This is a genomic window from Methylobacterium sp. WL119 (assembly GCF_008039875.1).
Lineage (GTDB): Bacteria > Pseudomonadota > Alphaproteobacteria > Rhizobiales > Beijerinckiaceae > Methylobacterium.
The window spans coordinates 1-25,401 of sequence record NZ_VRUU01000039.1; the positions used below are offsets into that span (position 1 = coordinate 1).

The following is a 25,401-nucleotide window of genomic DNA, read 5'->3' on the forward strand; positions in this document are numbered from 1 at the left end:
CCCCCCCCCCCCCCCCCCCCTTTTTTTTTTTCAAGCAGAAGACGGCATACGATATAGGCTCCGGTCTGGTGGGCTCGTATATGTGTATAAGATACAGCATCATGGTCGTCTCCGGGGCGTCGCGCGTGCGGCCGGCCGCACGTCCTCGTGCGGATCCCGATCGGGCGCGTCGTCGATGCAACCCATCCTAACGTGCACCTGGTCAAAAACTATGGCACGCCGACATCGAGGCCGGCCGATCGCGCCGGAGCGGAGAGGGGAGCGTCGATTGCCCGCAGCGCGACAGGACGGCGGGGCACCGCGCAACCGTCGCGAGCAGGTCGCCGATGCGCTCGCGCGGCTCGCCCGGCGCCTGCCCGGGTTCGAGGCCGAGGCGATCGTCGATTCGGCGCTCGCCAGCCCGGGCCTGCGCGGGGCGGCGCCCGAGACGGCGGCCCGGCTTGCGCTCGTCGCCTATGCCCGCCACGTCTTCACCGATTACGACGACCTCCTCGCCGAGGGCTACGACCGCGACAGCGCCCGCCACTTCGTCCTCGACGAGCTCAACGCCGTGCTGGCCGGCTGGGGCGCGGCGCCGATCCCGGAGGCCGATCCGGCCGACGACGCCGACGCGCCCTGAGGCGGTCCCGGTCGTTGCCGGGGGGCGTCCGGTGCGGATACACGGGGCGAGCGGGTTCGCGCGGAAACGGAAGCGTCGATCGTCACCATGAACGTGCTGGGCATCGAGACCACCTGCGACGAGACCGCCGCCGCGATCGTCGCGCCGGGGGAGGACGGCCGCGGCGTCATCCTGTCGAACGAGGTGCTGAGCCAGATCGCCGAGCACGCGGCCTATGGCGGCGTGGTGCCGGAGATCGCCGCCCGCGCCCATGTCGAGGTGCTCGACCGGCTGATCGCGCGGGCGCTCGACCGCGCCGGCTTGGCCCTCAAGGACGTGGACGGCATCGCGGTGGCGGCCGGCCCCGGCCTGATCGGCGGGGTGCTGATCGGCCTCGTCACCGCCAAGACCCTGGCGCTCGTGACGCGCAAGCCCCTGCTCGCGGTCAACCATCTGGAGGCGCACGCGCTGACCGCGCGGCTGACCGACGGCCTGGCCTTTCCCTACCTCCTGCTGCTGGCGTCCGGCGGCCACACCCAGCTCGTGGCGGTGAAGGGCGTCGGCGACTACGTGCGCCTCGGCAGCACCATCGACGACGCCATCGGCGAAGCCTTCGACAAGGTCGCCAAGCTCCTGGGTCTGGCCTATCCCGGCGGCCCCGAGGTCGAGCGCATGGCGGAAGCCGGCGATCCGGAGCGGTTCACCCTGCCGCGGCCGATGCTCGGGCGTCGCGACGCCAACTTCTCGCTGTCCGGCTTGAAGACCGCGCTGCGGATCGAGGCGGAGCGCACCGCGCCGCTCGCCGAGCGCGACGTCGCCGACCTCTGCGCCGGCTTCCAGGCCGCGGTGGTCGACGTGGTGGTCGACCGCGTCCGCGTGGCGCTGCGCACCTTCTCCACCGTCGCCGGCCACCCGACCGCGCTCGTCGCCGCCGGCGGAGTCTCGGCCAACGGCGCGATCCGGCGGGCGCTGGCCGCGCTCGCGGGCGAGGCGGGCCTCGCCTTCGTCGCCCCGCCGCTGGCGCTCTGCGGCGACAACGGCGCGATGATCGCTTGGGCCGGGATCGAGCGGCTGCGCCTCGGGCTGACCGACGACATCACCGCGCCGGCCCGCGCCCGCTGGCCCTTCGCCGACGCCCCCCGCCCCGAGGCCAGCGCCGGATGAGCGGCACCGCCCGCCACATCCTCTCGCGCGGCAATCTCCGCGATCTCCGCGTGACGGAGCCCGGGCCGGAGGCGGCTCCGGCCCCCGTCGGCGAGCCGCAGGCGCGGTGGCGCGAGCTGGTCGACCGCCTGCTGCCGCAGGCCGCGCCGGACCATCCCGACTGGCCCGTCGTGAACGACCACTGCTTCGCCCGCATCCTGCTCGACAACGCCTGCAACGGGCCGTGGCGCGAGAGCGTGGCGGCGCCGGCCTGGGCCAACATGCCGCCCGACCGGCTCGCGGTCGCGATCGACCTCGGCAACGCCGTGCTCGCCGGCCGCGCCGACCTCGCCCTGCTCAACCGCCGCTCCCTGCTATGGCGCGGCAAGCGCCGGCTGCCCAAGGCCCCCGACACCCTGGAGACCGGTTCGCTGCGCCTGCGCCGTTGGCGCCGATCGGACGACGATCCGTTCGCGCGCCTGAACGCCGACCCCGCCGTGATGCGCCATTTCCCGAAGCTGAAATCGCCCGCCGAGAGCCTGACCGAGGCGCGGGCGCTCGACCGCCGCTTCGAGGCCGACGGCTTCGGGCCGTGGGCGGTCGAGGAGCCGGGCGGCCCGTTCCTCGGTTTCGTCGGGGCGATGCGGCTGATGCGGTCGATGCCGTTTTCCGAAGGCGAGCGCCCGGGCAGCCTGATCGAGATCGGCTGGCGCCTGAGCCCCGAGGCCTGGGGGCGCGGCATCGCCACGCGCGCCGCGCGCTTGGCGCTCGCCGACCTGTTCGGCCGCTGCGGGCTGCCGAGCGTTGTGGCGTTCACGGCGCTGGCCAACGCGCCGTCGCGACGGGTGATGGAGCGGCTCGGCATGGTGCGCGAGGCCGATTTCGACCATCCGGCGCTGACCGCCGGCCACCCGCTGCAGCGGCACGTGCTCTATCGGCTCGCGGCGGCGGATTGTTCCGGAGACCCCGCATGAGCAGCGAGAACGCGCGACCCGTCGCGGTCGTCGGCGGCGGCGCATGGGGCACCGCCCTGGCGAACGCCGCCGCCGCGGCCGGGCGCCCGGTCACCCTGTGGCTGCGCGACGCCCGATCCGCCGCCACCCTCGAAGCCGCGCGCGAGAACCCGCGCTACCTGCCGGGCGTGATGCTGCATCCGCGCATCCGGGCGACGGCCAAGGCCGACGACCTCGCCGCCGCCGAGGCGGTGCTGCTGGTCACGCCGGCGCAGACTTCCCGCGCGGTGCTCGGGCAGCTCGCGCCCGCCTTCGCGCCGGGCACGCCGGTGGTCCTGTGCTCGAAGGGCATCGAGCGGACGACGGGCGCCTTCATGAGCGCGGTGGCGGCCGAGGTGCTGCCGGCGGGTACGCCCGTGGCGGTGCTGTCCGGCCCGAGCTTCGCGGTGGACGTCGCGCGCAACCTGCCGACGGCGGTCACTTTGGCGGCCGCGGATGCGGACCTCGCGGCGCGCCTCGCGCGCCTGCTGTCCGGCCCGGCCTTGCGGCTCTACCACACCGACGACGTCCGCGGCGTCGAGATCGGCGGCGCCGGCAAGAACGTGCTCGCGATCGCATCGGGCATCGTCGCCGGGCGCGGCCTCGGCGAGAGCGCGCGCGCCGCCCTGATCGCCCGCGCCTTCGCCGAGCTGATGCGGTTCGCGCGAAGCTTCGGCGGCCGGCCCGAGACGCTGATGGGCCTGTCGGGGCTCGGCGACCTGGTGCTCACCGCATCGTCCGCGCAATCGCGCAATTTCACCTTCGGCCTCGCCCTGGGGGCGGGCGCCACGCCGCAAGCCGCCGCCGGCGGCAAGCTCGCCGAGGGCGCCTTCACCGCCACCGCCCTGGTCGGGCTCGCCCGCGGGCAGGGGATCGAGATGCCGATCGCGGAAGCCGTCGCGGCGATCGTGGCCGGACGGGCGAGCGTCGAGGACGTGGTCGCCGCGCTGCTTGCCCGCCCGCTGAAGGCGGAATCCGAATGACTCCGATCCAGGCCTTCCTCGCGGGCGGCGGCACCGACGGCGCCGGCCGCACGCTGGCCACCGTGCTCGCCTTCGACGACGACCGCATCGAGGCGGTCCACGACTTCATCCAGTGGTGCTTCCCCCTCGAGCAGGCGAGCCGCGCGGTGCCCGGTGCGCCGGTGCTGACGCCGGCGGAGGCGGACTCGATCCGTCGCGATCCGGCCGCCCGCGAGGGCCTGCGCGCGGCGCTCGCGCGGATGCGTCGGTTCTACGCCGACACCGATCGCTGGCTCGCGCCCCACGACCACAACCACCTGCGCATCACCCGCATCCTCACGGCGATCCGCGACCTGCTCGGCGAGGCGGAGGCGCAAGACTTCTACGCGTTCGCGACCGCGCGGAACGCAGGGGCCGGATCGCCGATCAACCCGGCGAGCCTCGCCTTCTGGGCCGCGGCGGTCGGCCGGTCCTGATCTTCGAGCAAGCGACGAGACGCATGCCCCACTGGCTCTACAAGTCCGAGCCCGCGACCTGGTCGTGGGCGCAGCAGGTCGCCGCCGGGGAAACCGGCACGCACTGGAACGGGGTGCGCAACCACCTCGCCAAGAAGCAGCTCATGGCGATGCAGGTCGGCGACCTCGGGTTCTTCTACCACTCGAACGAGGGCAAGGCCGTCGTCGGGATCGTGCGGGTGATCAGACCGTACTACCCGGATCACACCGACGCGAGCGGCCGGTTCGGCATGGTCGACCTCGCCGCCGTCGAGACGCTGCCGAATCCCGTCACCCTCGACGCGATCAGGGCAGAATCGGCGCTCAAGGACATGGTTCTCGTCAACAACTCGCGCCTCTCGGTGCAGCCGGTGACGGAGGCCGAGTGGGCGCTGGTCCGGGCGATGGGCGGGCTCGGCTGATCGCCGGCCAGGGCATCGTGCGGGGTCGTATCCGCCTCGCGCGAGCCGGACCTCACCGCGCCTGGGGATGCGTCAGGCGGCCCTGGCGGCGGGCTTGGCGCGGACCGACGCCGCGGGCTTCTCCGGCTCCGGGCCGACGGCGACGGCGGCGAGGGTGTCCATCACACGGCTCGCCGGCAGCGTGACGATCACCTCGGTGCCCTCGCGCGGCTTCGACTTCAGCGTGAAGTTTCCGCCATGCAGGTCGACGAGGCCCTTCACGATCGGCAGGCCGAGGCCGGAACCCTGCTCGGCGGTCTTGATCGCCAGCGAGCCGCGGCCGAACGAGGACATCACGGTGCCGAGCTCGTCCTCCGGGATGCCGGGGCCGCTGTCCTTGACCGCGACGTACTGGCCGCCGGAGCTGGTCCAGCCGACCTTGATCGTGATCTCGCCGCCCGGCGGGGTGAACTTCACCGCGTTCGAGAGCAGGTTCAGCACCACCTGCCGCAACGCCCGCTCGTCGGCCCAGAGCCGCGGCAGCGTCTCGTCGACGAAGTCCAGGAAGGTCTGGTTCTTGCCGCGCGCCTTGAGCCCCATCATGTGGCGGCATTCCTCAACGATGTGGGCGAGCTTGACCGCCTCCTCGTTGAGCTCGTAGCGGCCGGCCTCGATCCGCGAGAGGTCCAGTATCTCGTTGATGAGGTTCAGGAGGTGCATCCCGCTGTCGTGGATGTCGTTGGAATACTCGCCGTAGCTCGGCGCGGTGTGCGGGCCGAACACCTCGTTCTTCATCACCTCCGAGAAGCCGAGGATGGCGTTGAGCGGCGTGCGCAACTCGTGACTCATGGTGGCGAGGAACCGCGACTTGGCGAGGTTCGCCTCCTCCGCCCGGCGCCGGGCCTCGTCGGAATTGGCCTTGGCCTCCTCCAGCTCGCCGAACACCGCGTCCTTCTCCGCCCGCGACTGCAGCGCGCCGATGGTCGAGGTGTAGATGCGGCGGGCAAGGCCGAGGAAGAAGATCTGCGAGCCGATCGCCATCGCGACCAGCATCACCGCGTCCATTTGGCGGGTGAAGGCGAGCAGGCACAGGGTCGCCAGCGCTAGCGGCACCAGGGCGGCGACGGCGGCGGCGGGAACGGTGGCGGCCACCATCGTCGCGACCGCGGCCGCGATCACCAGGCCGAACATCGCGAAGTGCCAGCCGCCGACCGCGCCGAGCCCGATCAAAGCCGACCAGCTCAGGCTCTGCAGCACCTCGCCGAAGGCGAAGCGGCGGCGCCAGCGCGCGAGCGACACCGTGTCCGGCTCGGCGCGCAGGAAGCTCCGGCTCATCGACGCGTTGAGGGTGATCATCAGGAAGGCGCACAGCGCCCAGAGCGACGCGACCAACGGCTCGACCCAGAAGCAGGCGGCGCCGGCCAGCGCCATCGCGAACAGCCCGAGCGGGATGCCCGCGCCGGCGCGATACTGCGCGTAGAGGCGCAGCAGCTCGTAGTCGAACGCCCGTTCGAGGCCCGTCTTCGAGGTCAGCTTCTCGCGGACCGAGCGCATGTCGCGCGCGACGCCACGGCGGCGCACGGCCTCCTCCGACGAAGGACCGCGGCCGCGCTGCACCATCTCGACCGTCAGTTCGGACATCGGCCTCTTCGAAGGCTGGACGTAGGGGGCGCCGGTGCGGGGTGCCCGACCGCAACATGCGGCGGATCGACGATGCGCGGGATGTGTTAAGAACGGCCTGCCGCGAGGGCGAGGATTGTCGCCATCGCGCGAAGCGTGCACTGACGTTCCGGACCGTTCGCGGTTCGTGCGCGGACGCACATCTTGTGGATGCGTCCGAGGATTAGCCATCGACGGCATAAGCTCTGCGCGCGGGAGATCTCGGATGTTGAACCTCACCGTGAACGGCGTCCGGCACACCGTCGACGCCGATCCCGAGATGCCGCTGCTCTGGGCGCTGCGCGACCACCTCGACAAGACCGGAACCAAGTACGGCTGCGGCATCGCGCAGTGCGGCGCCTGCACGGTCCATCTCGACGGCCAGCCGGTCCGCTCCTGCCAGACCAGGATCGGCGACGTCGGCGAGGCCAAGATCACGACGATCGAGGGCATCTCGGGCCGCGTCGCGGAGGCCGTGCAGGGCGCGTGGCGCAAGCTCGACGTCGTCCAGTGCGGCTACTGCCAGTCCGGCCAGATCATGTCCGCGATCGGCCTTCTCACCGACAACCCGAAACCGTCCGAGGCCGACATCGACGGCGCGATGGACGGCAACATCTGCCGGTGCGGCACCTATCAGCGCATCCGCGCGGCGATCCACGAGGCTGCCCGCACCCTCGCCTGATCCGGCTCGTCCGCGCGTCCCTTCGCGCGGATCGCACGGCCCGTCGCTCGCCCCCTTCGAACGCCCTTCGCCCGTTCCCGAACTGACCGGAGCCACGCCATGCTGAAGATCCGTCAGACGGACCCGCGCTCCCCGCGCGCGACCCGCCGCAGCTTCCTCGCCGGCGGCGCCGCCGCGACGGGCGCGATCGTCATCGGCTTCCGCCTCGATCTGAAGAACACCGCCCGCGCCGCCGCCGGCCCCGACCTGTCGGGGGTTAAGGCCGATCCGAACGCCTTCGTGCGGATCGGCGCCGACGACACCGTGACGGTGATCATCAAGCACCTCGACATGGGGCAGGGCAACACCAACGGCCTCGCCACCATCCTCGCCGACGAGCTCGATGCGGACTGGTCGCGGGTGCGCACCGAGTTCGCGCCGGCCGACGCCGCCCGCTACAACAACCTGCTGATGGGCCCGATCCAGGGAACCGGCGGCTCGACGGCGATCGCCAATTCCTGGTTCCAGCTGCGCAAGGCAGGCGCCGCCGCCCGCGAGATGCTGGTCGCGGCCGCTGCCTACCAGTGGAAGGTGCCGGCGGCCGAGATCACCGTCGCGAACGGCGTCGTCCGGCACGCGGCCTCGAGCCGGCAGGCCCGGTTCGGCGAGCTGGCGGCCTCCGCCGCGACGCTTCCGGTGCCGCAGGAGCCGCGCCTGAAGGACCCGAGCCAGTGGACGCTGATCGGTCAGCGTACGCCGCGCCTGGATTCCGCGGCCAAGACTGACGGCAGCGCCGTCTACGCCCTCGACATCCGTCGGCCCGGCCAGGTCACCGCCGTCGTCGCCCGCCCGCCGCGCTTCGGCGGCGCGGTGAAGAGCTTCGACGACACCGCGACCCGGAAGGTCGCGGGCGTCGTCGACGTCGTCGCGATTCCCTCCGGCGTCGCGGTCGTCGCCAAGGACACCTGGTCGGCGATGAAGGGCCGCGAGGCGCTGAAGGTGGTGTGGGACGACGGCGCGGCCGAGACGCACTCCTCCGACGCGATCCTCGCCGGCTACCGCGAGCAGGCCAAGCGCCCCGGCCTCGTCGCCTCCGAGCGCGGCGACGCGGAGGCCGGCATCAAGGGCGCGGCCAAGGTCCTGGAGGCGGAGTTCACCTTCCCCTACCTGGCGCACGCCGCGTTGGAGCCGCTGAACGCGACGATCGAGCAGGCGCCGGACGGCGGCTACGACGTCTATGCCGGCCTGCAGTTCCAGACGATCGAGCAGGCCGCGGTCGCCGCCGTGATGGGCACCACCACCGACAAGGTCCGCCTGCACACGCAATGGGCCGGCGGCTCGTTCGGCCGGCGCGCGACGCCGACCGCCGACTACATCGCCGAGGCCGCGACCATCCTCAAGGCGACCCGGGCCAGAGCGCCGGTCCACCTCGTCTGGACCCGCGAGGACGACATGTCCGGCGGCTACTACCGCCCCACGATCTACCACAAGGTCCGCGCCGGGCTCGACGCCAAGGGCGGGATCGTCGGATGGCAGCACGTGATGATCGGCAAGTCGATCATGATCGGCTCGCCGTTCGAGGCGATGATCGTCAAGAACGGCATCGATTCGACCACCGTCGAGGGCGCCTCCGACACCGCCTACGCGCTCCCGGCCTACCGCTTCGAGGTCCACAACGCCCGCGAGGGCGTGCCGGTCCTGTGGTGGCGCTCGGTCGGGCACAGCCACACCGCGCAGGCGATGGAGGTGTTCATCGACGAGCTGGCGCATGCCGCCGACGTCGACCCGCTCGCCTACCGGCTCTCGCTTCTGACCGGAGCCCCGCGCCTCTCGGGCGTCCTCAAGCTCGCCGCCGAGAAGGCGGACTGGGACGCCGGCAGCAAGGCCAACGGCAAGGGCCGCGGCCTCGGCATCGCCGCCCACGAATCGTTCGGCTCCTACGTGGCGATGGTCGCCGACATCACGGCGGAGGACGCCAAGGTGAAGGTCAACCGCATCGTCGCGGCGGTCGACGTCGGCGTGGCGGTGAACCCGGACGTGATCCGCGCCCAGGTCGAGGGCGCGGTCGGCTTCGCGCTGTCGTCGGTGCTGCGCAACCGCATCACCCTCAAGGACGGCGTGGTGCAGGAGAAGAACTTCGACACCTACGAGCCGACGCGCATGAGCGAGATGCCCGTGGTCGAGGTCCACATCATGCCGTCCTCGGCGGCACCGACCGGCATCGGCGAGCCGGGCGTGCCGGTGCTCGCGCCGTCGATCTCCAATGCGATCTTCGCCGCGACCGGGCAGCGCCTGCGCTCGCTGCCGCTCGACCTGGCCGGCTTGAAGGGCGTGTGAGGTTCGACACGCCGCGGATGCGGGGCAGGGCGTAGCGTCGGCCCGCTTCCCAGAGCTTCGAACCCAACTGCAACCACGGCGCGGGCCTCGTCCCGCGCCGTTTCTTTTGGTCGCGTCGGTCCGGGCTCGCCGAAGCGCGACGCGGTGCCCATGTCGCATCCAGCATGGACACCGCCTTCGACCGCACCGCCGCGCGCCTGCGCGCCTGCCGGATCTGCCGCGACGCGCCGCTCTACGGGCCGCCGCTGCCGCAGGAACCGCGCCCGATCGTCCAGGGGACCGCCACGGCGCGGCTGTGCATCGCCAGCCAAGCGCCCGGAACGCGGGCGGACCGCACCGGCATCCCGTTCATGGACCCGTCGGGGGTGCGCCTCCGGTCCTGGCTCGGTCTCGACGAGTCCGCCTTCTACGACGCGAGCCGGGTGTCGATCGTGCCGATGGGCTCGTGCTTCCCGGGGCTCGATGCCAAGGGCGGCGACAAGCCGCCGCGGCGCGAATGCGCCGAGCGCTGGCGCGACGAGCTCTTCGCCGGCCTGCCGCATCTCGAGCTCGTCCTGGTGATCGGCCAGTACGCGCAGGCGTGGCACCTCGGCAAGATGCCGGACGGGCTCACCGGCACGGTGCGGCGCTGGCGCCAAATCCTCGCCGAGCCGCGTGCCCCGCGTGTGCTGCCGCTGCCCCATCCGTCCTGGCGCAACAACGGCTGGCTCAAGCGGGAGCCCTGGTTCGAGGCCGAGCTACTGCCGGTGCTGAAGGCCGAGGTGGCCCGCGTCATGGCGGGCGGGGTCACGGCGAACGGAGTCATGGCTTCCGGTGTCATGGCTGCCCCCGCGGGGGCGCGATTGACACCGCACCCGGCCGCGTGATCGGGAACTGCGATGCGAGATCAGCCCAACCCGAGCCCGACCGACCCGCGCGACCGCCTCATCGTCGCCCTCGACCTCGACGACCCGGCGGCGGCCCGCGCGCTGATCGACCGGATCGGGGACGCGGCGACGTTTTACAAGATCGGCTACCGCCTGGCCTATGCCGGCGGGCTGTCGCTGGTGCCGGAACTCGCCGCGCGCGGGCTCAAGGTCTTCCTCGACCTCAAGCTGCACGACATCGGCAACACGGTGGAGGAGGGGGTGCGTGCGCTCTCCGGCCTCGGCGCGACCTTCCTGACGGTGCATGCCTACCCGCAGACCATGCGCGCGGCGGTGCGCGGGCGCGGCGCGTCCGACCTGAAGATCCTCGCGGTGACGGTGCTCACCTCCTACGACGAGGGCGACGCGCGCGAATCCGGCTACGCGCTGCCGATCTCCGACCTCGTCGCGCACCGCGCCTTCCAGGCGGCCGAGGCCGGCATCGACGGCATCGTCTGCAGCGCCTTCGAGGCGGAGGCCGTCCGCACCGTCGTCGGCCCGGGCAGCCTGATCGTGACGCCGGGCATCCGCCCGGCCGGCAGCGCCGCCGGCGACCAGAAGCGGGTGATGACCCCGGGCCAGGCGCGCGCGGCGGGCATCGACCACGTCGTCGTCGGCCGCCCGATCACCGCTGCCGCAGATCCGCGCGCCGTGGCACAAGCGATCCTCGCCGAGATGGCAGCACAGGAGTGACGAGAATGACGCGCGGCTACTGGATCGTCCGGGTCGATGTGCGGGACGCGGAGGCCTACAAGGACTACGCCGCCTCGAACGGCGCCGCCTTCGCCGAGTTCGGCGGCCGCTTCCTCGTGCGCGGCGGACGCTTCGAGGCTGTGACCGGGACGGCGCGTGCCCGCAACGTGGTGATCGAGTTCGCGAGCTACGACGACGCGCTCGCCTGCTGGAAGTCGGACAGCTACCAGGCCGCACGCGCCAAGCAGAAGAACGGCGCCGACGCCGACATCCTGATCATCGAGGGCTACGACGGCGAGCAGCCGAACGTCGGCATCGCGCCGGAGCCGGCCAACCCCGCATCGGAGTGACCGACCCGTCTTAGCGGCCGGCCGGTCGCAGGCTTCGCAGCAGGAACGCGATCATCACGTCGAGGTCCGGCACGGGCGCGTCGGGATACTGGCTGACCAGCAGCGGATGGCTGTAGCGCGCGATCGCCGTGTGCAGGCAGCGCGCCGTGCCGGCCGGATCGTCCGTCTCGAACTCGCCGCGCGCGACGCCGTCGACGACGATCCGCTCGAACACCGCCCCGATCCGGTCGACGTGATGGCGGCAGACCTCCCAGCTCTCGCTCATCGCCGCCTCGATCATCTCGTGCATGCGCGGGAAGGCGCGGCAGCGCTCGGAGGTGTCGCGGTACAAGGCCCCGATCACCGCCGTCAGGCGGTCCGCGGCGCGCGAGCCCGGGGCGTCGGCGATGGTCGAGATCAGCGCCTCGACCTCGCCGACCAGGCGCTCGACCACCGCCTCGTTGATCGCCTTCTTCGAGTCGAAGAACCGGTAGACGTTGGCCGGGCTCATCTTCAGCGTCTTGGCGATGTCGGCGACCGTGGTCTTCTGGTAGCCGATCTCGCGGAACGAGCGCTCGGCCGTCGCCAGGATCCGGCAGCGCGTCGTCGGCGCGCTCTCGTCGCTCTGGATGCGTTCTAGGTCGACGGCGATGGTCATGAACCGAGCGTATGCCGCAATCCGGCAAAGCGTCAAAATGTCGGACCGCGCACCCGTGAGGAACCGGGCCGCGACGCCCGAATTGGCCCGCTGAAACGGCCCGATGGCGGGGCCGGACCACCTCCAGCAGCGAAGCCGGCACCGATGAAGCTCGAAGGCAAGAAGGCCCTGATCACCGGTGCGGATTCCGGGATCGGCCGGGCCACCGCACTCCTGTTCGCGCAGCACGGCGCGGACGTCGCGATCACCTACAACACCGACGCGGACGGCATCGCCGAGACCGCGCGCCTGGTCGAGGAGACCGGGCGCCGGGCGCTGGTGATCCAGAACGACGTCGGCGACCCGGCCTCCGTCACCGCCACCTTCGACCGCATCGCCAGCGACCTCGGGCCGATCGACATCCTGGTGGCCAATGCCGGGCAGGCGATGAGCGGGATGGCGGTGGCGGACATGGAGGGTGCGCGGCTGGAGCAGATCCTGCGCGTGAACCTGATGGGGCCGCTGTTCTGCGCCCGCGCCTTCATCAAGCTGCGCCGGGTGCAGGGCGGCCGCGGCAAGATCGTGATGGTCTCGTCGGTCGCGCAGCACCTGCCGACGCCGGAAAGCGCGCCCTACGGCATGTCGAAGGCGGGCGTCGGATCGCTCTGCCGAAGCCTGTCGCGCGAGCTCGCCGAGGACAAGATCAACGTCAACAACGTCGCACCCGGCCTGATCGAGACGCCGATGACCGCCGACCGCTTCGAGGACCCGAAGGTGCTCGACAAGTCGCTCGAGCGGATCCCGTGGCATCGCGCCGGGCAGCCCGACGACATCGCCAAGGCGATCCTCTACCTCAGCAGCGACGATGCCGACTACGTCACCGGGCACACCCTCGTCGTCGACGGCGGCCTGACGATGCAGTGGGGCGGCGCCTGAACCGCGACCGGCCGTTTCGACCGCGTCCCTCGGGAAATCTCGGCAACGTTAACAGGATGGTAGCGGACTTCAGTCACATCTGAGGGTATGCTGTTCCAGTTCAGAACCAGAGCCCCAGCGCGCACCATCGACGCCTCCACGCCAATGGAGGCGGTCGAGCAGCCCAAGCCCGTGGCGGCCGTCGCGGCGCGCCTCGACAGCGACGTCGTGAACGCCATCGAGGAAGACGTCCGCTCCGCGATCGAAGGGGTGAGCCGCTCGATCGAGACCGCGCAGAGCGACGTCGCCGAGATGAAGGGCGGCCTCTCCGCGATCCGGGCGCAGATGGACGACCTCGTCCGGGTCTCGCGAAACGCGGCCGCCGCGACCGCGAGCCTCGCCGGCCAGACCGGAAGCCTGTCGACCCTCGCGAGCCAGACCGCCGCGGCCATGTCGCAGGCCGGCGGCCATCTCGACCATGCCGGCGATCGCGGCTCCGAGGCGCGCGCCCTGATCGCGACGCTGGCCCAGGCCGGCAACGAGATCGCCGGCATCGTCGACACGATCGCCGCGGTGGCGCGGCAGACGAACCTGCTCGCGCTGAACGCCACGATCGAGGCCGCCCGCGCCGGCGAGGCCGGGCGCGGCTTCGCGGTCGTCGCCGCCGAGGTCAAGGCGCTCTCGGTCGAGACGGCGCGGGCGGCCGAGGAGGTGCGGACCCGCGTCCTGCGCCTGCGGGAAGGCGCCGCCGCCTCCGGCGCCGCGATCGAGGCCGCGGCCGGGGCCATCGAATCGGTCCGCCCGTCCTTCGCCAGCGTCCGGGAGATCGCCGGCATCCAAGCCCGCACGGTCACGAGCATCGTCGACGAGGCGACCCGCACCTCGGACCTCGTCGCGCATCTCGACGCGGATGCGGGCTCGGCCAGCGCCGCCGCGTTCGACCTCGACCGCCAGGCGGAGCGCATGCAGTCGGCCACCGCGTCCGCGGCCGAGCAGGCCGGCCGCCTGGGCCAGCGCTTCGTCACCGTGGTCCGCCAGAGCGAGCTCGGCGACCGGCGCCGGTTCGATCGTTACCCGGCCGACCTCCAGGTCCGCCTGCCGGATGGGCGCAGCACCCGCACGGTTGATCTGAGCGAGGGCGGCGTCCTGCTGCGCGCGCCGGAGGGGGAATCCATCGCGGTCGGGGCCGGCATCGCCATCGCGATCGACACCGTCGGCGTGGTCCAGGCACAGGTGGTGGCGACGAGCGCGATGGGGGTGCACTGCGCGTTCCAGGCGAACGACGGCGCGTTCCGCGACAAGCTGCTGGCAAAGATCGCGTCGATCCACGCGGAGCACGCGCCGCTGATCGTCAAGGTCCAGGCCCTGGCGGCGCAGGCCGCGTCGATCCTCGAAGGAGAGCTGGCCGCGGGGCGCGTGTCGGAGGCGGCCCTGTTCGACACCGACTACCGGCCGATCGCCGGCTCAAACCCGGCGCAGTTCATGACGCGCTCGGTCGAGCCGATCGTGCGTTTGCTCGGACCGATCCTCGAGGCGGAACTCGGGCGCGACGAGCGGATGATGTTCTGCATCCTGACCGACCGCAACGGCTTCCTGCCGTTCCACAACCGGGTCTACTCGCAGCCGCAGCGCAGCGACGACCCGATGTGGAACCACGTCAACGCGCGGAACCTGCGCATCTTCGACGACCGGACCGGCATCACGGCAGCGCGTTCAATGCGGCCGGTGACGCTTCAGGTCTACCGACGCGAACTCGGCACCCAGATCATCATGGTGACCGAAGTCGACGCACCGCTGAAGATCAAAGGGCGCCACTGGGGCGGCTGCCGGACCGCCTATCGCTTGTGACCGACGCGGGCCGGAGGGCCCGCATCACCCTGATCGATCGAACGCCGAAAAAGCAGACGGCTTACGAACCGAACTGCGAGCCGAGCTGCTCGAGGTATTCGGCGAGGTCGACGCCGCCGACGCGCTTGCCGTAGTCGAAGCGCATGCCCTGGCGGATGTCGACCGCCGCGCTCTTGGTCGTCAGCGTGAACGGACGGACGCAGACCCAGGCGCCGTCGCGGCGGTGTTCGAAGTATCCGAGGATTTCGTGCTTGCCCATGTCTCGGTCCCGTATGGATTTTCGGGATAACGAGCACGGCCCCACTTCGTTCGACGCGCGCGGAGATTTATCCGCATCGTACCGTCAAGCTTTGGTCTTTGCAGGGCAGCACGTGTTTGCTGCGAGGCAACATGGCGACGCACGACGAACCTTGTTCCGACGCGCATGAGCTGGGCGCTTCGTCGATCGCCGTCTCCCGCGCGTCCCTGGTGCCGAGATGCCGCGCAGCGACACCGCAGACGGCCGCGTGATCCCGAGAGCTTGCTGCTTACGAGGTCCACTCGGCGCGATCACTTCAGCACGCGGTGATAGGTAAGAGCGAGGCCGGTCGCAACGCCGGCCGCTCGCCGCGTTCAGCCGCCCGGCTTGGCGGCGTTGACGAGGTCCGGAGGCGTGATCTCGGGCAGCGCGATCGCCTGCGACGCAACCGGCCGCGTCCGGCGTCGCATCGGCGCGAGGGCCTGCGGCTGGCCGGTCTCGAGCGCGCGCTCGATCGCAGCAAGGATGCGGACGTCGGCCAGCCCCTCCTCGCCGTCCGGCTCCGGCACGCGTCTGTTCAGGATGCAATCCGAGAAGTACCGCGTCTCGGCCCCGAACTGGTCGACGCTCGGATAGGACAGGGCTTCGGTCTCGCCGCCACGGGTCAGCTCGCCCGCGAGCGACTGGCCGAAGGTGAAGCCCGGCGCCATCAGGAGGTCGCCCTCGGTCCCGGCGATGCGGTAGGCGTCGACCGAATCGGTCTCGTAGGAGACGGTGAACTGCGCGAGGCGGTCGCCGGGGAAGCGGAGCGTGACCGCGACGGTGCCGTGGAAGGCGTAGGGGCTTCCCGGCCGGCGGGTACCGTGGGCGTAGACCTCGACCGGCTCGTCGGCGAACAGGTTGCGCACGGCGTTGATCGGATAGGTGCCCATGTCCGGCACCGGCCCGGCCCAGTAGCCCTGGTGCGCGCGGTGGTTCTCGGTCGCGACGTGCTGGCCGAAGGTCGCGGTGAAGACCAGCGGCTCGCCGATCGCGCCGGTCCGCACCCGCTCGATCGCGTCGAGGGTGCCGGGCTCGAAGTGCAGGCGGTAGGCCAGCATCAGCCGGACGTTGCCGCGCTCGGCCGCGGCGATGATCGCCTCGCACTCGGCGACGCTCGTCGCCATCGGCTTCTCGAGCAGCACATGGATGCCGGCCTCCAGCGCGGGCACGGCGTAGTCGCGGTGCATCCCGTTCGGCAGCGCGAGGTAGACGGCATCGAACAGGCCGGAGGCCAGAGCCTCGGCGTAGCGGTCGTAGGAGAAGGTGGTCAGGCGATAGCGTTCGCCGAGCGAAGCAGCCTTCTCCGGATCGCCGGTGACCAGCGCCGTGATCGTCGAATTGCCGGTCTGCGCCACCGCCGGCATGAAGGCGGCCTGCGAGATCCATCCGCCGCCGACCACCGCGTAGCGGATCGCCTTCGCATCACTCATGGTCGCCCCCGGGTTACGCCGATGCAGGCGCAACGCGAGGTGCGAGCCGAGGTTTCCGAACGCTCGCGGCGCGGAGGCGGTTTCGCGTCAGGCGGCGGGCTTCAGCGCGCCGATGTTGTCGTGGAAGTCGGGCCCGTTGGTGGTCTTCGCCACGTGGCCGGCGCGGACGAGGTAGTCGCCGAAGCGCTCGCCCGGATTGCGGCCGCGCGCGTAGTCGGCGAAGAGCGGGTCGAGGGTGTCGCGGATCTCGTCGGCCTTCACGTCCTCGCGGTAGAGCTTGCCCAGCCGCGAGCCGTCGAAGGCGGCGCCGAGGTAGAGGTGGTAGCGCTCGGGGCCGCGGCCGACGAGGCCGATCTCGGCGATGAACGGGCGGGCGCAGCCGTTCGGGCAGCCGGTCGAGCGGATCGTGATCTCGTCGTCCTGCAGGCCGTGGCGGGCGAGGCTCGTCTCCAGCTCGGTCATCAGGTCGGGCAGGTAGCGCTCGCTCTCGGCCAGGGCGAGGCCGCAGGTCGGCAGCGCGACGCAGGCGATCGAGTTGCGCCGCAGGGCGCCGGCGCCCTTGGTCAGGCCGTATTCGTCGACCAGCGCCTCGATCGCCGCCCGCTTCTCGGAGGGCACGTTGGCGATGATCACGTTCTGGTTGCCAGTGAGGCGGAAGTCGCCCTCGTGCTCGGTGGCGATCCGGCGCAGGCCGCTCAGGAACTTCGGGCCGTCCTCGTAATCCTTGATCCGGCCCGACGGCACGTACAGCGTCAGGTGGTGGCGGCCGTCGTCGCCTTCGGTCCAACCGTAGCGGTCGCCGTTGCCGGTGAAGGCGAACGGCTTCGGGTCGGTGAAGGCCTTGCCGACGCGCGCCTCGACCTCGGCGCGGAACGCCTTCAGGCCGTAGCGCTCGATCGTGTACTTGAGCCGGGCGTTCTTGCGGTTGGTGCGGTTGCCCCAGTCGCGCTGCACCGTCATCACCGCTTCGGCGACCTTCACCGCCTCGTCCGGCTTGCAGAACAGCATCAGGTCGGCGGTGCGCGGGAAAGTGTCCGGCTCGCCGTGGGTCATGCCCATGCCGCCACCGACGGTGACGTTCCAGCCGGTGAGCTTGTTGGCCTTGTCGAGGATCGCGATGAAGCCGAGGTCGTGCGCGAACACGTCGACCTCGTTCGAGGGCGGCACCGCGACGACGATCTTGAACTTCCGCGGCAGGTAGGTCTTGCCGTAGACCGGCTCGAACTCCTCCTCGCCGCCGACGACCTTCTCGCCGTCGAGCCAGATCTCGCGCCAGGCATTGGTCCGCGGCAGCAGCGAATCGGAGATGTCCTTGGCCAGCTCGTAGGCCGCGGCGTGCGCGTGGGTCTGGGCCGGGTTGGTCGCGGCCATGACGTTGCGGTTGACGTCGCCGCAGGCGGCGATGGTGTCCAGCAGCGCGGCGTCGATCGCCGCCATGGTGCGCTTGAGGTTCGACTTGATCACGCCGTGATACTGGAAGGTCTGGCGCGTCGTCGCGCGGATCGCGTCGCCGGCATAGGTCGTGGCGATGTCGTCCAGCGCCAGCCACTGCTTCGGGCTGATGACGCCGCCGGCGATGCGCAGGCGGATCATGAAGGCGTAGGCTTTGTCGAGCTTCTTCTTGGTCCGCTCCGGGCGCAGGTCGCGATCGTCCTGCAGGTACATCCCGTGGAACTTCACGAGCTGGCCGTCATCGTCGGAGATCGCGCCGGTGGCGTGCTTGAGCAGCCCGTCGGCCAAGCCGCCGCGGAGATAGCCGCTCGCGATCTTCAGGTGCTCGTTGTGCGCGAGCCCCGCAGCCCGCGCGGCCTCCGCCTCGTCGATCGGGCGGCCGGTCGGCGGGGTCTCGTAGACGCGCTCGGAAGCAGGCTTGTGGTCGTCCATGGCGGTGATCCGTCTCGATTCGTTTCGACTGCCGACGCATCTCCCTCCCCCCTTTGCGGGGGAGGGTAGCCCCTGCGTCAGCAGGGGTCGGGAGAGGGGAGCGCCGTATCCGGCACCGGCGCTCCCCTCTCCCGACCCGCTTCGCGGGCCACCCTCTCCCGCAGGGGGGAGAGGGAAGAGGTGGCGTCAGTACACGTCCTGCTGGTAACAGCCGGCGCGCTCAAGGGCCGACACCGCCGCTGCGGCATCGTCGGCACTCAGGCCCTTCACCGCCGCGTAGGCGTTCTCGACCGCGACGCGGACGTCCTTGGCCATCGCCTTGGCGTCGCCGCAGACGTAGAGGTGCGCGCCGCCCTCCAGCCACTCCACCAGCTCCTCGCGATGCTGGTCGATGCGGTGCTGCACGTAGAGCTTCTCCGGCTGGTCGCGCGAGAACGCCACGTCGATCTTGGTAAGTGAGCGGTCCTCCAGCGCCTCCTGCCATTCGAGCTGGTACAGGAAGTCGTGGGTGAAGTGCCGGTCGCCGAAGAACAGCCAGGAGCGGCCGGTGGCCTCGACCGCGCGGCGCTCCTGCACGAAGGCGCGGAACGGGGCGACGCCGGTGCCGGGCCCGACCATGATGATGTCGATCGCCGGGTCGGCGGGCAGGCGGAAGTGGCGGTTCGGCTTCAGGCGGACCCGGAGCTTGGCGCCGTCCGACATCCGGTCGGCGACGTGGGTCGAGGCGACTCCGGTCCGCGCCCGGCCGTGGGTCTCGTAGCGCACGGCGGCGATCACGAGGTGGACCTCGTCGCCGACTTCCTTGCGCGAGGAGGCGATCGAGTAGGCCCGCGGCGGCAGCGGACGGGTGATGCCGCCGAGATGCTCGGCGGTCAGGGCCGCCGGGTAGGTCTCGATCAGGTCGATGAGGTGGCGGCCCTCGATCCAGGCGCGGACCTCGCCGCTCTCGATCAGCCGCTTGGCCTCGTCGTGCCCGGTCGCCTTCACGAAGCGCTCGACCGCGGCGGCCGAGAGGGTAGTGATGTCGCGCTCGGCGAGCAGCGAGCGGCGCAGTGCCTCGTCGCCGGTCAGGCCGGTCGCCTTCAGGATCTCCTCGACCAGGGCCGGGTCGTTCTCCGGGTAGATCTCGAGCGAGTCGCCGGGCTCGTAGGCGGGCGCGCCGTCCTCGAAGGCCAGCGCGAGGTGGATCGTCTCCTTGTCCGAGCGCGACGAGTTGAGGTTCACGTGCTCGACCACCTCGACCACGACCGGCTCGCGGCTCGGCTCGGCATCCTCGTCCTCGGCAGCCGTGGCGCGGGCGAAGTCGACCGCCACGACGTTGTCGGCGGCGACCGGGGCCGGCGCCAGCGCCTTCAGCGTGTCCTTGATCCAGGCGGCGGCCGGCGTCTCGTAGTCGAGGTCGAGGTCGGCGCGCTCGGCCGCCCGCTTGCCGCCCAGCGCCTCGAAACGGGCATCGAGCGCCTTACCGATGGCGCAGAACTCGGCGTAGGAGGTGTCGCCGAGCGCGAGCACCGCGAACTCGACGCCGTCGAGGCGCGGGGCGCCGTCGCCCATCAGGACGTTGTAGGTGTGGGTCGCGCGGGCGGGCGGCTCGCCTTCGCCCCAGGTCGCGGCGATGGCGACAAGCTTGCCGGCCTTCGGCAGCACGGCGAGGTCGAGGTCGGCGAAGTCGATGACCTTCGGCTTGAAGCCCTGCTTGCGCGCGAGCTTGGCGACGGTGCCGGCCAGGGCCTCGCAGTTGCCGGATTCGCTGGCGTAGATGATCGTCAGCGGCTCGGCGGCCTTCGGCGGAGCGGCCGGTGCCGCCGCAGGCTGCCCGTCGGCCGCATCGATCCCGGCGAGGAAGCCGGCGAGCCAGGCGCGCTGGATCGCGGTGGCGCTGCCGAGCACGGCGTCGAGGCTGGCCCGCTCGCTGTCGCCGAACGGCGCGGTGCGGGGAAGAAGGCTTTGGCGTGACATCGGAAGACCATGTCGTGGGGCGGAAGGCCCCTGTCAACGGGAAAACGTCCGTTTTACAGAACGCTTGATTTGGAGAAGGAGTCGATCGTCGTTGCGGCGCAAAAAAGAACTTTATTCTCCGACCGCCACGAGGGTCGGCGGCAATCCCTGGATCTGGCGGCCGTTCGTCGGTGGCGCGGGCAGCGGCAGGGCCGTCGTCGACTTCACCTTCTCCATCGCGAAGCGCGAGGTGACGTTCTTCAACGGCAGCGTCGCGATCAGGCGCTTATAGAACGTGTCGTAGGCGCTCATGTCGGCCACGACGACGCGGAGCATGTAATCAACGTCGCCGGCCATGCGGTAGAATTCCAGCACCTCGGGCATCGCCGAGACGGTGCCGGCGAATCGCTCCAGCCACTCGCGCGAATGGTCGGCGGTCTCGATCGAGACGAACACGGTGAGCCCGAGGCCGAGCTTGACCGGGTCGAGCACGGCGACGCGGCGGTCGATCACCCCGTCGGCCTCGAGGCGCTGGATGCGCTTCCAGCACGGGGTCTGTGACAGGCCGACCCGCTCGCCGATCGCGGCGATCGACAGGGTCGCGTCCGTCTGCAGCAGTGCCAGGATCTTCAGATCGATCGAATCCACGGCCAACCTCGCATCTCGACGTCGCTTCGCCATGCGGCCCATGCAGGGCGCCCATGAGAAGGAACTTCCATTTCCGCGCAATCGATCCCGATTGCGGCGTGTTGCCAGGGCTTACTGCATCGCAGCGCAGGGCATCCGGGCCTCGCAGCGGCGCCTTGACACCGTTCGTTATAGCGAACATCTCAGGGAACAACCAGTGCCCCTCGCACGACCCGGCCCGCGAACGAACAGGCGATGACCCTTCCCAACCCCCAGGCGGCGGCCGATCTCGCCGCCCAGCTCAAGCCCCTCGACCTCAAGGGGCGGATCGCGCTGATCGAGGCGACGATCCCCGGACGCCTCGTCTTCACCACGAGCCTCGGCATCGAGGATCAGGCGCTGACGCACGCGCTCGCGATGGCCAAGGGCCGGACCGAGATCGTCACCCTGGATACGGGGCGGCTGTATCCCGAGACCTACGACGTCTGGGCGGAGACGGAGGCGGCTTACGGCATCCGCATCCGCGCCTACGCCCCCGAGCGGCGATCTGAGGAAGCGTTCGTGCGCGAATCCGGCATCAACGGCTTCCGCCATTCGGTCGAGGCGCGGCAGGCCTGCTGCGGCTTCCGCAAGGTCGAGCCGCTGGGCCGCGCCCTCGACGGGGCGGCCGGCTGGCTCACCGGCCTGCGCGCCGGCCAGTCCGCCAACCGCGCCGACACGCCGCTCGCCGAGTTCGACGAGAGCCGCGACCTGATCAAGCTCAACCCGCTGGCCGACTGGACGCGCGAGGACGTCGACCGTTTCGTGCGCGACAACTACGTGCCCTACAACGTGCTGCACGATCGCGGCTTCCCCTCCATCGGCTGCGCCCCGTGCACCCGTGCCGTCCGTGTCGGCGAGCCCGAGCGTGCCGGCCGCTGGTGGTGGGAGCAGGAATCCAAGAAGGAATGCGGCCTGCACGTCCACGTGCCCGAAACCGACGTAGCGCCCGGCGAGGAAGCCGCGGCATTCGAGACCACGCAATCCCACAGACCGGAGATGGCCCGATGAGCGCCGCACCCGCGATCCAGGCGCAAGCCGGCAGCCGCCTCACGCACCTGCAGCGTCTGGAAGCCGAGAGCATCCACATCTTCCGGGAGACGGTCGCCGAGACCGAGAACCCGGTGATGCTCTACTCGATCGGCAAGGATTCGTCGGTGCTGCTGCACCTGGCGCTGAAGGCGTTCGCCCCCGGCCGCCTGCCGTTCCCGCTGATGCACATCGACACGACTTGGAAGTTCCGCGAGATGATCGCCTTCCGCGACGCCCGCGCGAAGGAACTCGGCCTCGACCTGATCGTCCACACCAACCAGGACGGGCTCGCCCGCGGCGTCGGCCCGATCAGCCACGGCTCGGAAGTCCACACCGACGTGATGAAGACGCAGGCGCTGCGGCAGGCGCTCGACAAGCACAAGTTCGATGCGGCCTTCGGCGGCGCCCGCCGCGACGAGGAGGCCTCGCGCGCCAAGGAGCGGATCGTCTCCCTGCGCACGGCCCAGCACCGCTGGGACCCGAAGCGCCAGCGGGCCGAGCCCTGGCACCTCTACAACCTGCGCAAGAAGCGCGGCGAGAGCCTGCGCATCTTCCCGCTCTCCAATTGGACCGAGCTCGATATCTGGCTCTACATCGAGCAGGAGCGGATCCCGATCGTGCCGCTCTACTTCGCAGAGCCGCGGCCGGTGGTCGAGCGCGACGGGCAGCTGATCATGGTCGACGACGACCGCCTGCCGCTGAAGCCCGGCGAGACGCCGACCTTGCGCAAGGTCCGCTTCCGCACGCTCGGCGACTATCCGCTCACCGGCGCGGTCGAGAGCGGCGCCGACACGCTGCCGGCGATCATCGGCGAGACGCTGGCCGCCCGCACCTCGGAGCGGCAGGGCCGGGTGATCGACAAGGACGGCGCCGGCGCCATGGAGCGCAAGAAGCAGGAAGGCTACTTCTGATGACGGTCCACCCCTCCAAGGACGCGTTCGACGCCCCCGAGTTCGGCTACGCGTCGTTCCTGGCCGCGCATCAGAGCAAGGAAGTCCTGCGCTTCATCGCCTGCGGCTCGGTGGACGACGGCAAGTCGACGCTGATCGGACGCCTGCTGCACGACACCAAGCAGATCTTCGACGACCAGATCACCGCGCTCCAGCGCGATTCGAAGAAGCACGGCACGCAAGGGCAGGAGGTCGACCTCGCGCTTCTCGTCGACGGCCTCCAGGCCGAGCGCGAGCAGGGCATCACCATCGACGTCGCCTATCGGTTCTTCTCCACCGACAAGCGCTCGTTCATCGTCGCCGACACGCCCGGCCACGAGCAGTACACCCGCAACATGGCCACCGGCGCCTCGACCGCCGACGTGGCGGTGATCCTGGTCGACGCCCGCCAGGGCCTGACCCGCCAGACCCGGCGCCATGCCCTGCTGGTCTCGATGCTCGGCATCCGCCGCGTCGTGCTCGCCATCAACAAGATGGACCTCGTCGGCTGGTCGCAGGCCACCTTCGACGGGCTGGTGGCAGGCTTCTCCGCCTTCACCCGCGATTTCGGCTTCGTCGAGGTCCGGGCGATCCCGCTCTCGGCTAAGAACGGCGACAACGTCGTGCTGCCGGCGGTCTCCGCGCCGTGGTACCAGGGCGGCCCGCTGCTGGCCTATCTCGAGAGCGTGCCGGTGCACGAGGAGGCGCTGGCCGCGCCGTTCCGCATGGCGGTGCAGTGGGTCAACCGGCCGAACTCTGAGTTCCGCGGGTTCTCGGGCCTCATCGCCGCCGGCACGGTGAAGCCGGGCGACGCGGTGGCGATCGCCCCGTCGGCGCGCACCTCCACGGTGGCGCGGATCGTCGGCCCGGACGGCGATCTCGCCAGCGCCCAGGAGGGCCAGTCGGTCACCCTGGTGCTCGCCGACGAGGTCGACGCCTCGCGCGGCAGCGTCATCGCCGCCGCCTCGCATCCGATGCAGGTCTCCGACACCCTCGACGTGCGCCTGTTCTGGGCCGCCGAGACCGAGCTCGCCCCCGGCACGGCGCTGCTCGCCAAGGTCGGCACCGTCACGGCCAACGCCGTGGTGGACCGCATCCGCAACCGCATCGACCCCGAGACCGGGCAGCCCGGCCCGGCCGAGAAGCTCGTCGCCAACGACATCGCCGACGTCACGCTCAAGCTCGACCGCGCGGTGCCGTTCGACCCCTACGCCGAGACCCGCGACACCGGCGGCCTGATCCTGATCGATCGCGAGAGCACGGACACGGCGGCTTTGGGCCTGGTTCAAGCGCCGACGCGGGCGGCCGCGACCGCCCCAACGAGCGCCGCCGCGACGACCCCGACCGGCGGCTTCCTCAGCCGCCTGCGCGGGTTGTTCAGCGGCTGAGACGCGGCGGCCTCGGCCCTAGACGACAGAGAGGACCGCGCGGTGATCCGCGCGATCCCTCGGTTGCCGGTACGGAGCCACGTCGTTCCCGCAAGCGGTAAGGACTGCGGAGTGCGGGCGGATAGGTGTTTCCGAACGCTGGTCAGACCAGGCTGAACTGCAGCTCGCCCAGCCCTTCGAGGCTCGATACGATGACGTCGCCCGGCTTCAGCCATTGCCGCTCCGCCCGCGGGATCTTCTCGCCGAAGATCACCCCCTGCGGCGTGCCGGTGTAGAAGACGTCGCCCGGCTTGATGGTCATCACCTTCGAAGCGAAGCTGATCAGCTGGCGGCAGTTGAAGATCATGTCCGCGGTCGTCCAGTCCTGCCGCACCGCGCCGTTGACCTTGGTCACAAGGCGCAGATTGTTCGGGTCGGGCACGCGGTCGGCGGTGACGAGGTAGGGCCCGAGCGGCGCGAACCCGTCCGAGGTCTTGCCGATCATGAACTGCGAGGTCAGCGTCTGCAGGTCGCGGGCGCTGAAGTCGTTGCCGGTGGCGTAGCCGGCGACGTAGTCGAGCGCGTCGGCCTCCGAGACGTCGCGGCATTCCCGGCCGAAGACGATCACCAGCTCGGTCTCGTAGTCGAACTCGCGCGCCGCCTGCGTCGGCAGCCGGATCGTGCCGCCGTGGTGGTTGAGCGTGTTGTTGTACTTGTTGAACAGCGGCGGGTCCTTCGGCGGCGGCGTTCCCGTCTCCTCGGCGTGCTTGCGATAGTTGAATCCCATCATGATGATCTTTTCCGGCCGGGTGACCAGCGGCGCGTAGGCGATCCGGTCCTCGGGGATCGTCAGCCGCGGGTCGGGGGCCGCCTCGACCGCGTCGATCACCGCGCGCAGCATCGGGCCCTTCCCGTTCTGCAGAAGGTCGTCCATGTCGGCCGGCACCGGCAGGCCGACCGCCTTCCCGGCGGCGGCGACGTCGAGCACGCCGTCCGGGGTCTTAAGGCCGAGGCCGTAGCCGCCGTCGCGGCGCAGGTTGATCAGGATCATGTCGCGCGGCATGCCGAAGGCGGTCGGCGCGGGCGGCCCCTTCTCCGCGGCCCGTGCCGCGACCGGGGCGGCCATGGCGGTGGCCGCGAGACCGGCCGTCGCCTTCAGGAAGTCGCGTCGATCGCACATCGTTCTCTCCTCCCGAGATCGTCGATGCCTGGGTGGCGGCCCTTCGACGGGCCATCCGCGTGCCCGACGCCGCGAAGCCGCGTCGAGACCGCCAGGATGCGCCGATCCCGGATCGATGTCA

At 71.0% G+C, this 25,401-nt stretch carries 24 protein-coding genes; 16 read left to right on the plus strand and 8 right to left on the minus strand.

Annotation, left to right across the window (positions count from 1 at the left end):
• Positions 1–268: 268 nt before the first annotated feature.
• From FV227_RS15055 to FV227_RS15080, 6 genes are all read left to right on the plus strand, one after another.
• Entirely contained in the window at positions 269–619 is a 351-nt protein-coding gene (locus FV227_RS15055; protein ID WP_243934404.1) for a DUF2293 domain-containing protein, read from the plus strand.
• An 87-nt stretch (positions 620–706) separates the two neighbouring features.
• A complete protein-coding gene (gene tsaD / locus FV227_RS15060; protein WP_147859361.1) occupies positions 707–1,762 on the plus strand; it encodes a tRNA (adenosine(37)-N6)-threonylcarbamoyltransferase complex transferase subunit TsaD in 1,056 nt (351 codons plus the stop codon).
• Positions 1,759–2,715 carry a GNAT family N-acetyltransferase gene (locus FV227_RS15065; protein WP_147859362.1) on the plus strand — a complete coding sequence of 319 codons (957 nt, stop codon included), beginning with the start codon at positions 1,759–1,761 and terminating at the stop codon, positions 2,713–2,715. The genes tsaD and FV227_RS15065 overlap by 4 nt, the downstream gene beginning before the upstream one ends.
• The gene (locus tag FV227_RS15070; protein ID WP_147859363.1) at positions 2,712–3,716 is read left to right on the plus strand and encodes an NAD(P)H-dependent glycerol-3-phosphate dehydrogenase; all 1,005 of its coding nucleotides are present in this window, start codon (positions 2,712–2,714) and stop codon (positions 3,714–3,716) included. The genes FV227_RS15065 and FV227_RS15070 overlap by 4 nt, the downstream gene beginning before the upstream one ends.
• On the plus strand, positions 3,713–4,171 hold the full coding sequence (locus FV227_RS15075; RefSeq protein ID WP_243934665.1) for an opioid growth factor receptor-related protein: 459 nt from the start codon (positions 3,713–3,715) through the stop codon (positions 4,169–4,171). The genes FV227_RS15070 and FV227_RS15075 overlap by 4 nt, the downstream gene beginning before the upstream one ends.
• A 23-nt stretch (positions 4,172–4,194) precedes the next feature.
• Positions 4,195–4,611 (plus strand): EVE domain-containing protein, encoded by a 417-nt coding sequence (locus FV227_RS15080; protein ID WP_147859364.1) that lies wholly within the window; start codon positions 4,195–4,197, stop codon positions 4,609–4,611.
• A 72-nt stretch (positions 4,612–4,683) separates the two neighbouring features.
• On the opposite strand, the gene FV227_RS15085 is transcribed toward FV227_RS15080, so the two are convergent.
• On the minus strand, positions 4,684–6,231 hold the full coding sequence (locus FV227_RS15085; RefSeq protein WP_147726026.1) for a HAMP domain-containing sensor histidine kinase: 1,548 nt from the start codon (positions 6,229–6,231) through the stop codon (positions 4,684–4,686).
• Between the two features lie 244 nt (positions 6,232–6,475).
• Between FV227_RS15085 and FV227_RS15090 the strand changes: the two genes are divergently transcribed.
• From FV227_RS15090 to FV227_RS15110, 5 genes are all read left to right on the plus strand, one after another.
• Positions 6,476–6,931, plus strand: coding sequence for a (2Fe-2S)-binding protein (locus FV227_RS15090; protein ID WP_147726027.1), 456 nt, complete (start codon positions 6,476–6,478; stop codon positions 6,929–6,931).
• A gap of 99 nt (positions 6,932–7,030) precedes the next feature.
• Positions 7,031–9,247 (plus strand): xanthine dehydrogenase family protein molybdopterin-binding subunit, encoded by a 2,217-nt coding sequence (locus FV227_RS15095; RefSeq protein WP_147859365.1) that lies wholly within the window; start codon positions 7,031–7,033, stop codon positions 9,245–9,247.
• A 164-nt stretch (positions 9,248–9,411) separates the two neighbouring features.
• A complete protein-coding gene (locus FV227_RS15100) occupies positions 9,412–10,113 on the plus strand; it encodes a uracil-DNA glycosylase family protein (RefSeq protein WP_147726029.1) in 702 nt (233 codons plus the stop codon).
• A gap of 12 nt (positions 10,114–10,125) precedes the next feature.
• The gene (gene pyrF, locus FV227_RS15105; protein WP_147726030.1) at positions 10,126–10,845 is read left to right on the plus strand and encodes an orotidine-5'-phosphate decarboxylase; all 720 of its coding nucleotides are present in this window, start codon (positions 10,126–10,128) and stop codon (positions 10,843–10,845) included.
• Between the two features lie 5 nt (positions 10,846–10,850).
• Positions 10,851–11,195 carry a DUF1330 domain-containing protein gene (locus tag FV227_RS15110; protein ID WP_147726031.1) on the plus strand — a complete coding sequence of 115 codons (345 nt, stop codon included), beginning with the start codon at positions 10,851–10,853 and terminating at the stop codon, positions 11,193–11,195.
• Between the two features lie 10 nt (positions 11,196–11,205).
• Here the strand turns inward: FV227_RS15110 and FV227_RS15115 are convergent, their stop codons facing one another.
• The gene (locus FV227_RS15115) at positions 11,206–11,832 is read right to left on the minus strand and encodes a TetR/AcrR family transcriptional regulator (RefSeq protein WP_147726032.1); all 627 of its coding nucleotides are present in this window, start codon (positions 11,830–11,832) and stop codon (positions 11,206–11,208) included.
• A 144-nt stretch (positions 11,833–11,976) separates the two neighbouring features.
• Between FV227_RS15115 and FV227_RS15120 the strand changes: the two genes are divergently transcribed.
• Complete coding sequence (locus tag FV227_RS15120; protein WP_147859366.1) at positions 11,977–12,747, plus strand: glucose 1-dehydrogenase; 771 nt, start codon at positions 11,977–11,979, stop codon at positions 12,745–12,747.
• A gap of 87 nt (positions 12,748–12,834) precedes the next feature.
• Positions 12,835–14,574, plus strand: a complete 1,740-nt coding sequence (locus FV227_RS15125) for a methyl-accepting chemotaxis protein (RefSeq protein ID WP_147859367.1) — start codon at positions 12,835–12,837, stop codon at positions 14,572–14,574.
• Between the two features lie 61 nt (positions 14,575–14,635).
• Here FV227_RS15125 and FV227_RS15130 read toward each other — a convergent pair whose 3' ends face one another.
• The 5 genes from FV227_RS15130 to FV227_RS15150 all read right to left on the minus strand — a co-directional run bounded on the left by FV227_RS15130 (position 14,636) and on the right by FV227_RS15150 (position 20,754).
• Positions 14,636–14,833, minus strand: a complete 198-nt coding sequence (locus FV227_RS15130; RefSeq protein ID WP_147726035.1) for a hypothetical protein — start codon at positions 14,831–14,833, stop codon at positions 14,636–14,638.
• Positions 14,834–15,186: 353 nt separating this feature from the next.
• On the minus strand, positions 15,187–16,284 hold the full coding sequence (locus FV227_RS15135; protein WP_147859368.1) for a Gfo/Idh/MocA family oxidoreductase: 1,098 nt from the start codon (positions 16,282–16,284) through the stop codon (positions 15,187–15,189).
• Positions 16,285–16,371: 87 nt separating this feature from the next.
• Positions 16,372–18,168 (minus strand): NADPH-dependent assimilatory sulfite reductase hemoprotein subunit, encoded by a 1,797-nt coding sequence (locus FV227_RS15140; protein WP_147859369.1) that lies wholly within the window; start codon positions 18,166–18,168, stop codon positions 16,372–16,374.
• A 186-nt stretch (positions 18,169–18,354) separates the two neighbouring features.
• Positions 18,355–20,127 carry a flavodoxin domain-containing protein gene (locus tag FV227_RS15145; RefSeq protein ID WP_147859370.1) on the minus strand — a complete coding sequence of 591 codons (1,773 nt, stop codon included), beginning with the start codon at positions 20,125–20,127 and terminating at the stop codon, positions 18,355–18,357.
• A gap of 111 nt (positions 20,128–20,238) precedes the next feature.
• A complete protein-coding gene (locus tag FV227_RS15150; RefSeq protein WP_147725948.1) occupies positions 20,239–20,754 on the minus strand; it encodes an Lrp/AsnC family transcriptional regulator in 516 nt (171 codons plus the stop codon).
• A gap of 234 nt (positions 20,755–20,988) precedes the next feature.
• Between FV227_RS15150 and FV227_RS15155 the strand changes: the two genes are divergently transcribed.
• The 3 genes from FV227_RS15155 to cysN are packed head-to-tail and all read left to right on the plus strand — an operon-like array spanning position 20,989 to position 24,121.
• Positions 20,989–21,783 carry a phosphoadenylyl-sulfate reductase gene (locus tag FV227_RS15155; protein WP_147859371.1) on the plus strand — a complete coding sequence of 265 codons (795 nt, stop codon included), beginning with the start codon at positions 20,989–20,991 and terminating at the stop codon, positions 21,781–21,783.
• The gene (gene cysD / locus FV227_RS15160; protein ID WP_147725950.1) at positions 21,780–22,715 is read left to right on the plus strand and encodes a sulfate adenylyltransferase subunit CysD; all 936 of its coding nucleotides are present in this window, start codon (positions 21,780–21,782) and stop codon (positions 22,713–22,715) included. The genes FV227_RS15155 and cysD overlap by 4 nt, the downstream gene beginning before the upstream one ends.
• Positions 22,715–24,121, plus strand: a complete 1,407-nt coding sequence (gene cysN, locus FV227_RS15165; protein WP_147725951.1) for a sulfate adenylyltransferase subunit CysN — start codon at positions 22,715–22,717, stop codon at positions 24,119–24,121. The genes cysD and cysN overlap by 1 nt, the downstream gene beginning before the upstream one ends.
• Before the next feature lie 142 nt (positions 24,122–24,263).
• On the opposite strand, the gene FV227_RS15170 is transcribed toward cysN, so the two are convergent.
• The gene (locus tag FV227_RS15170) at positions 24,264–25,280 is read right to left on the minus strand and encodes a fumarylacetoacetate hydrolase family protein (protein WP_147725952.1); all 1,017 of its coding nucleotides are present in this window, start codon (positions 25,278–25,280) and stop codon (positions 24,264–24,266) included.
• Positions 25,281–25,401 lie beyond the last annotated feature (121 nt).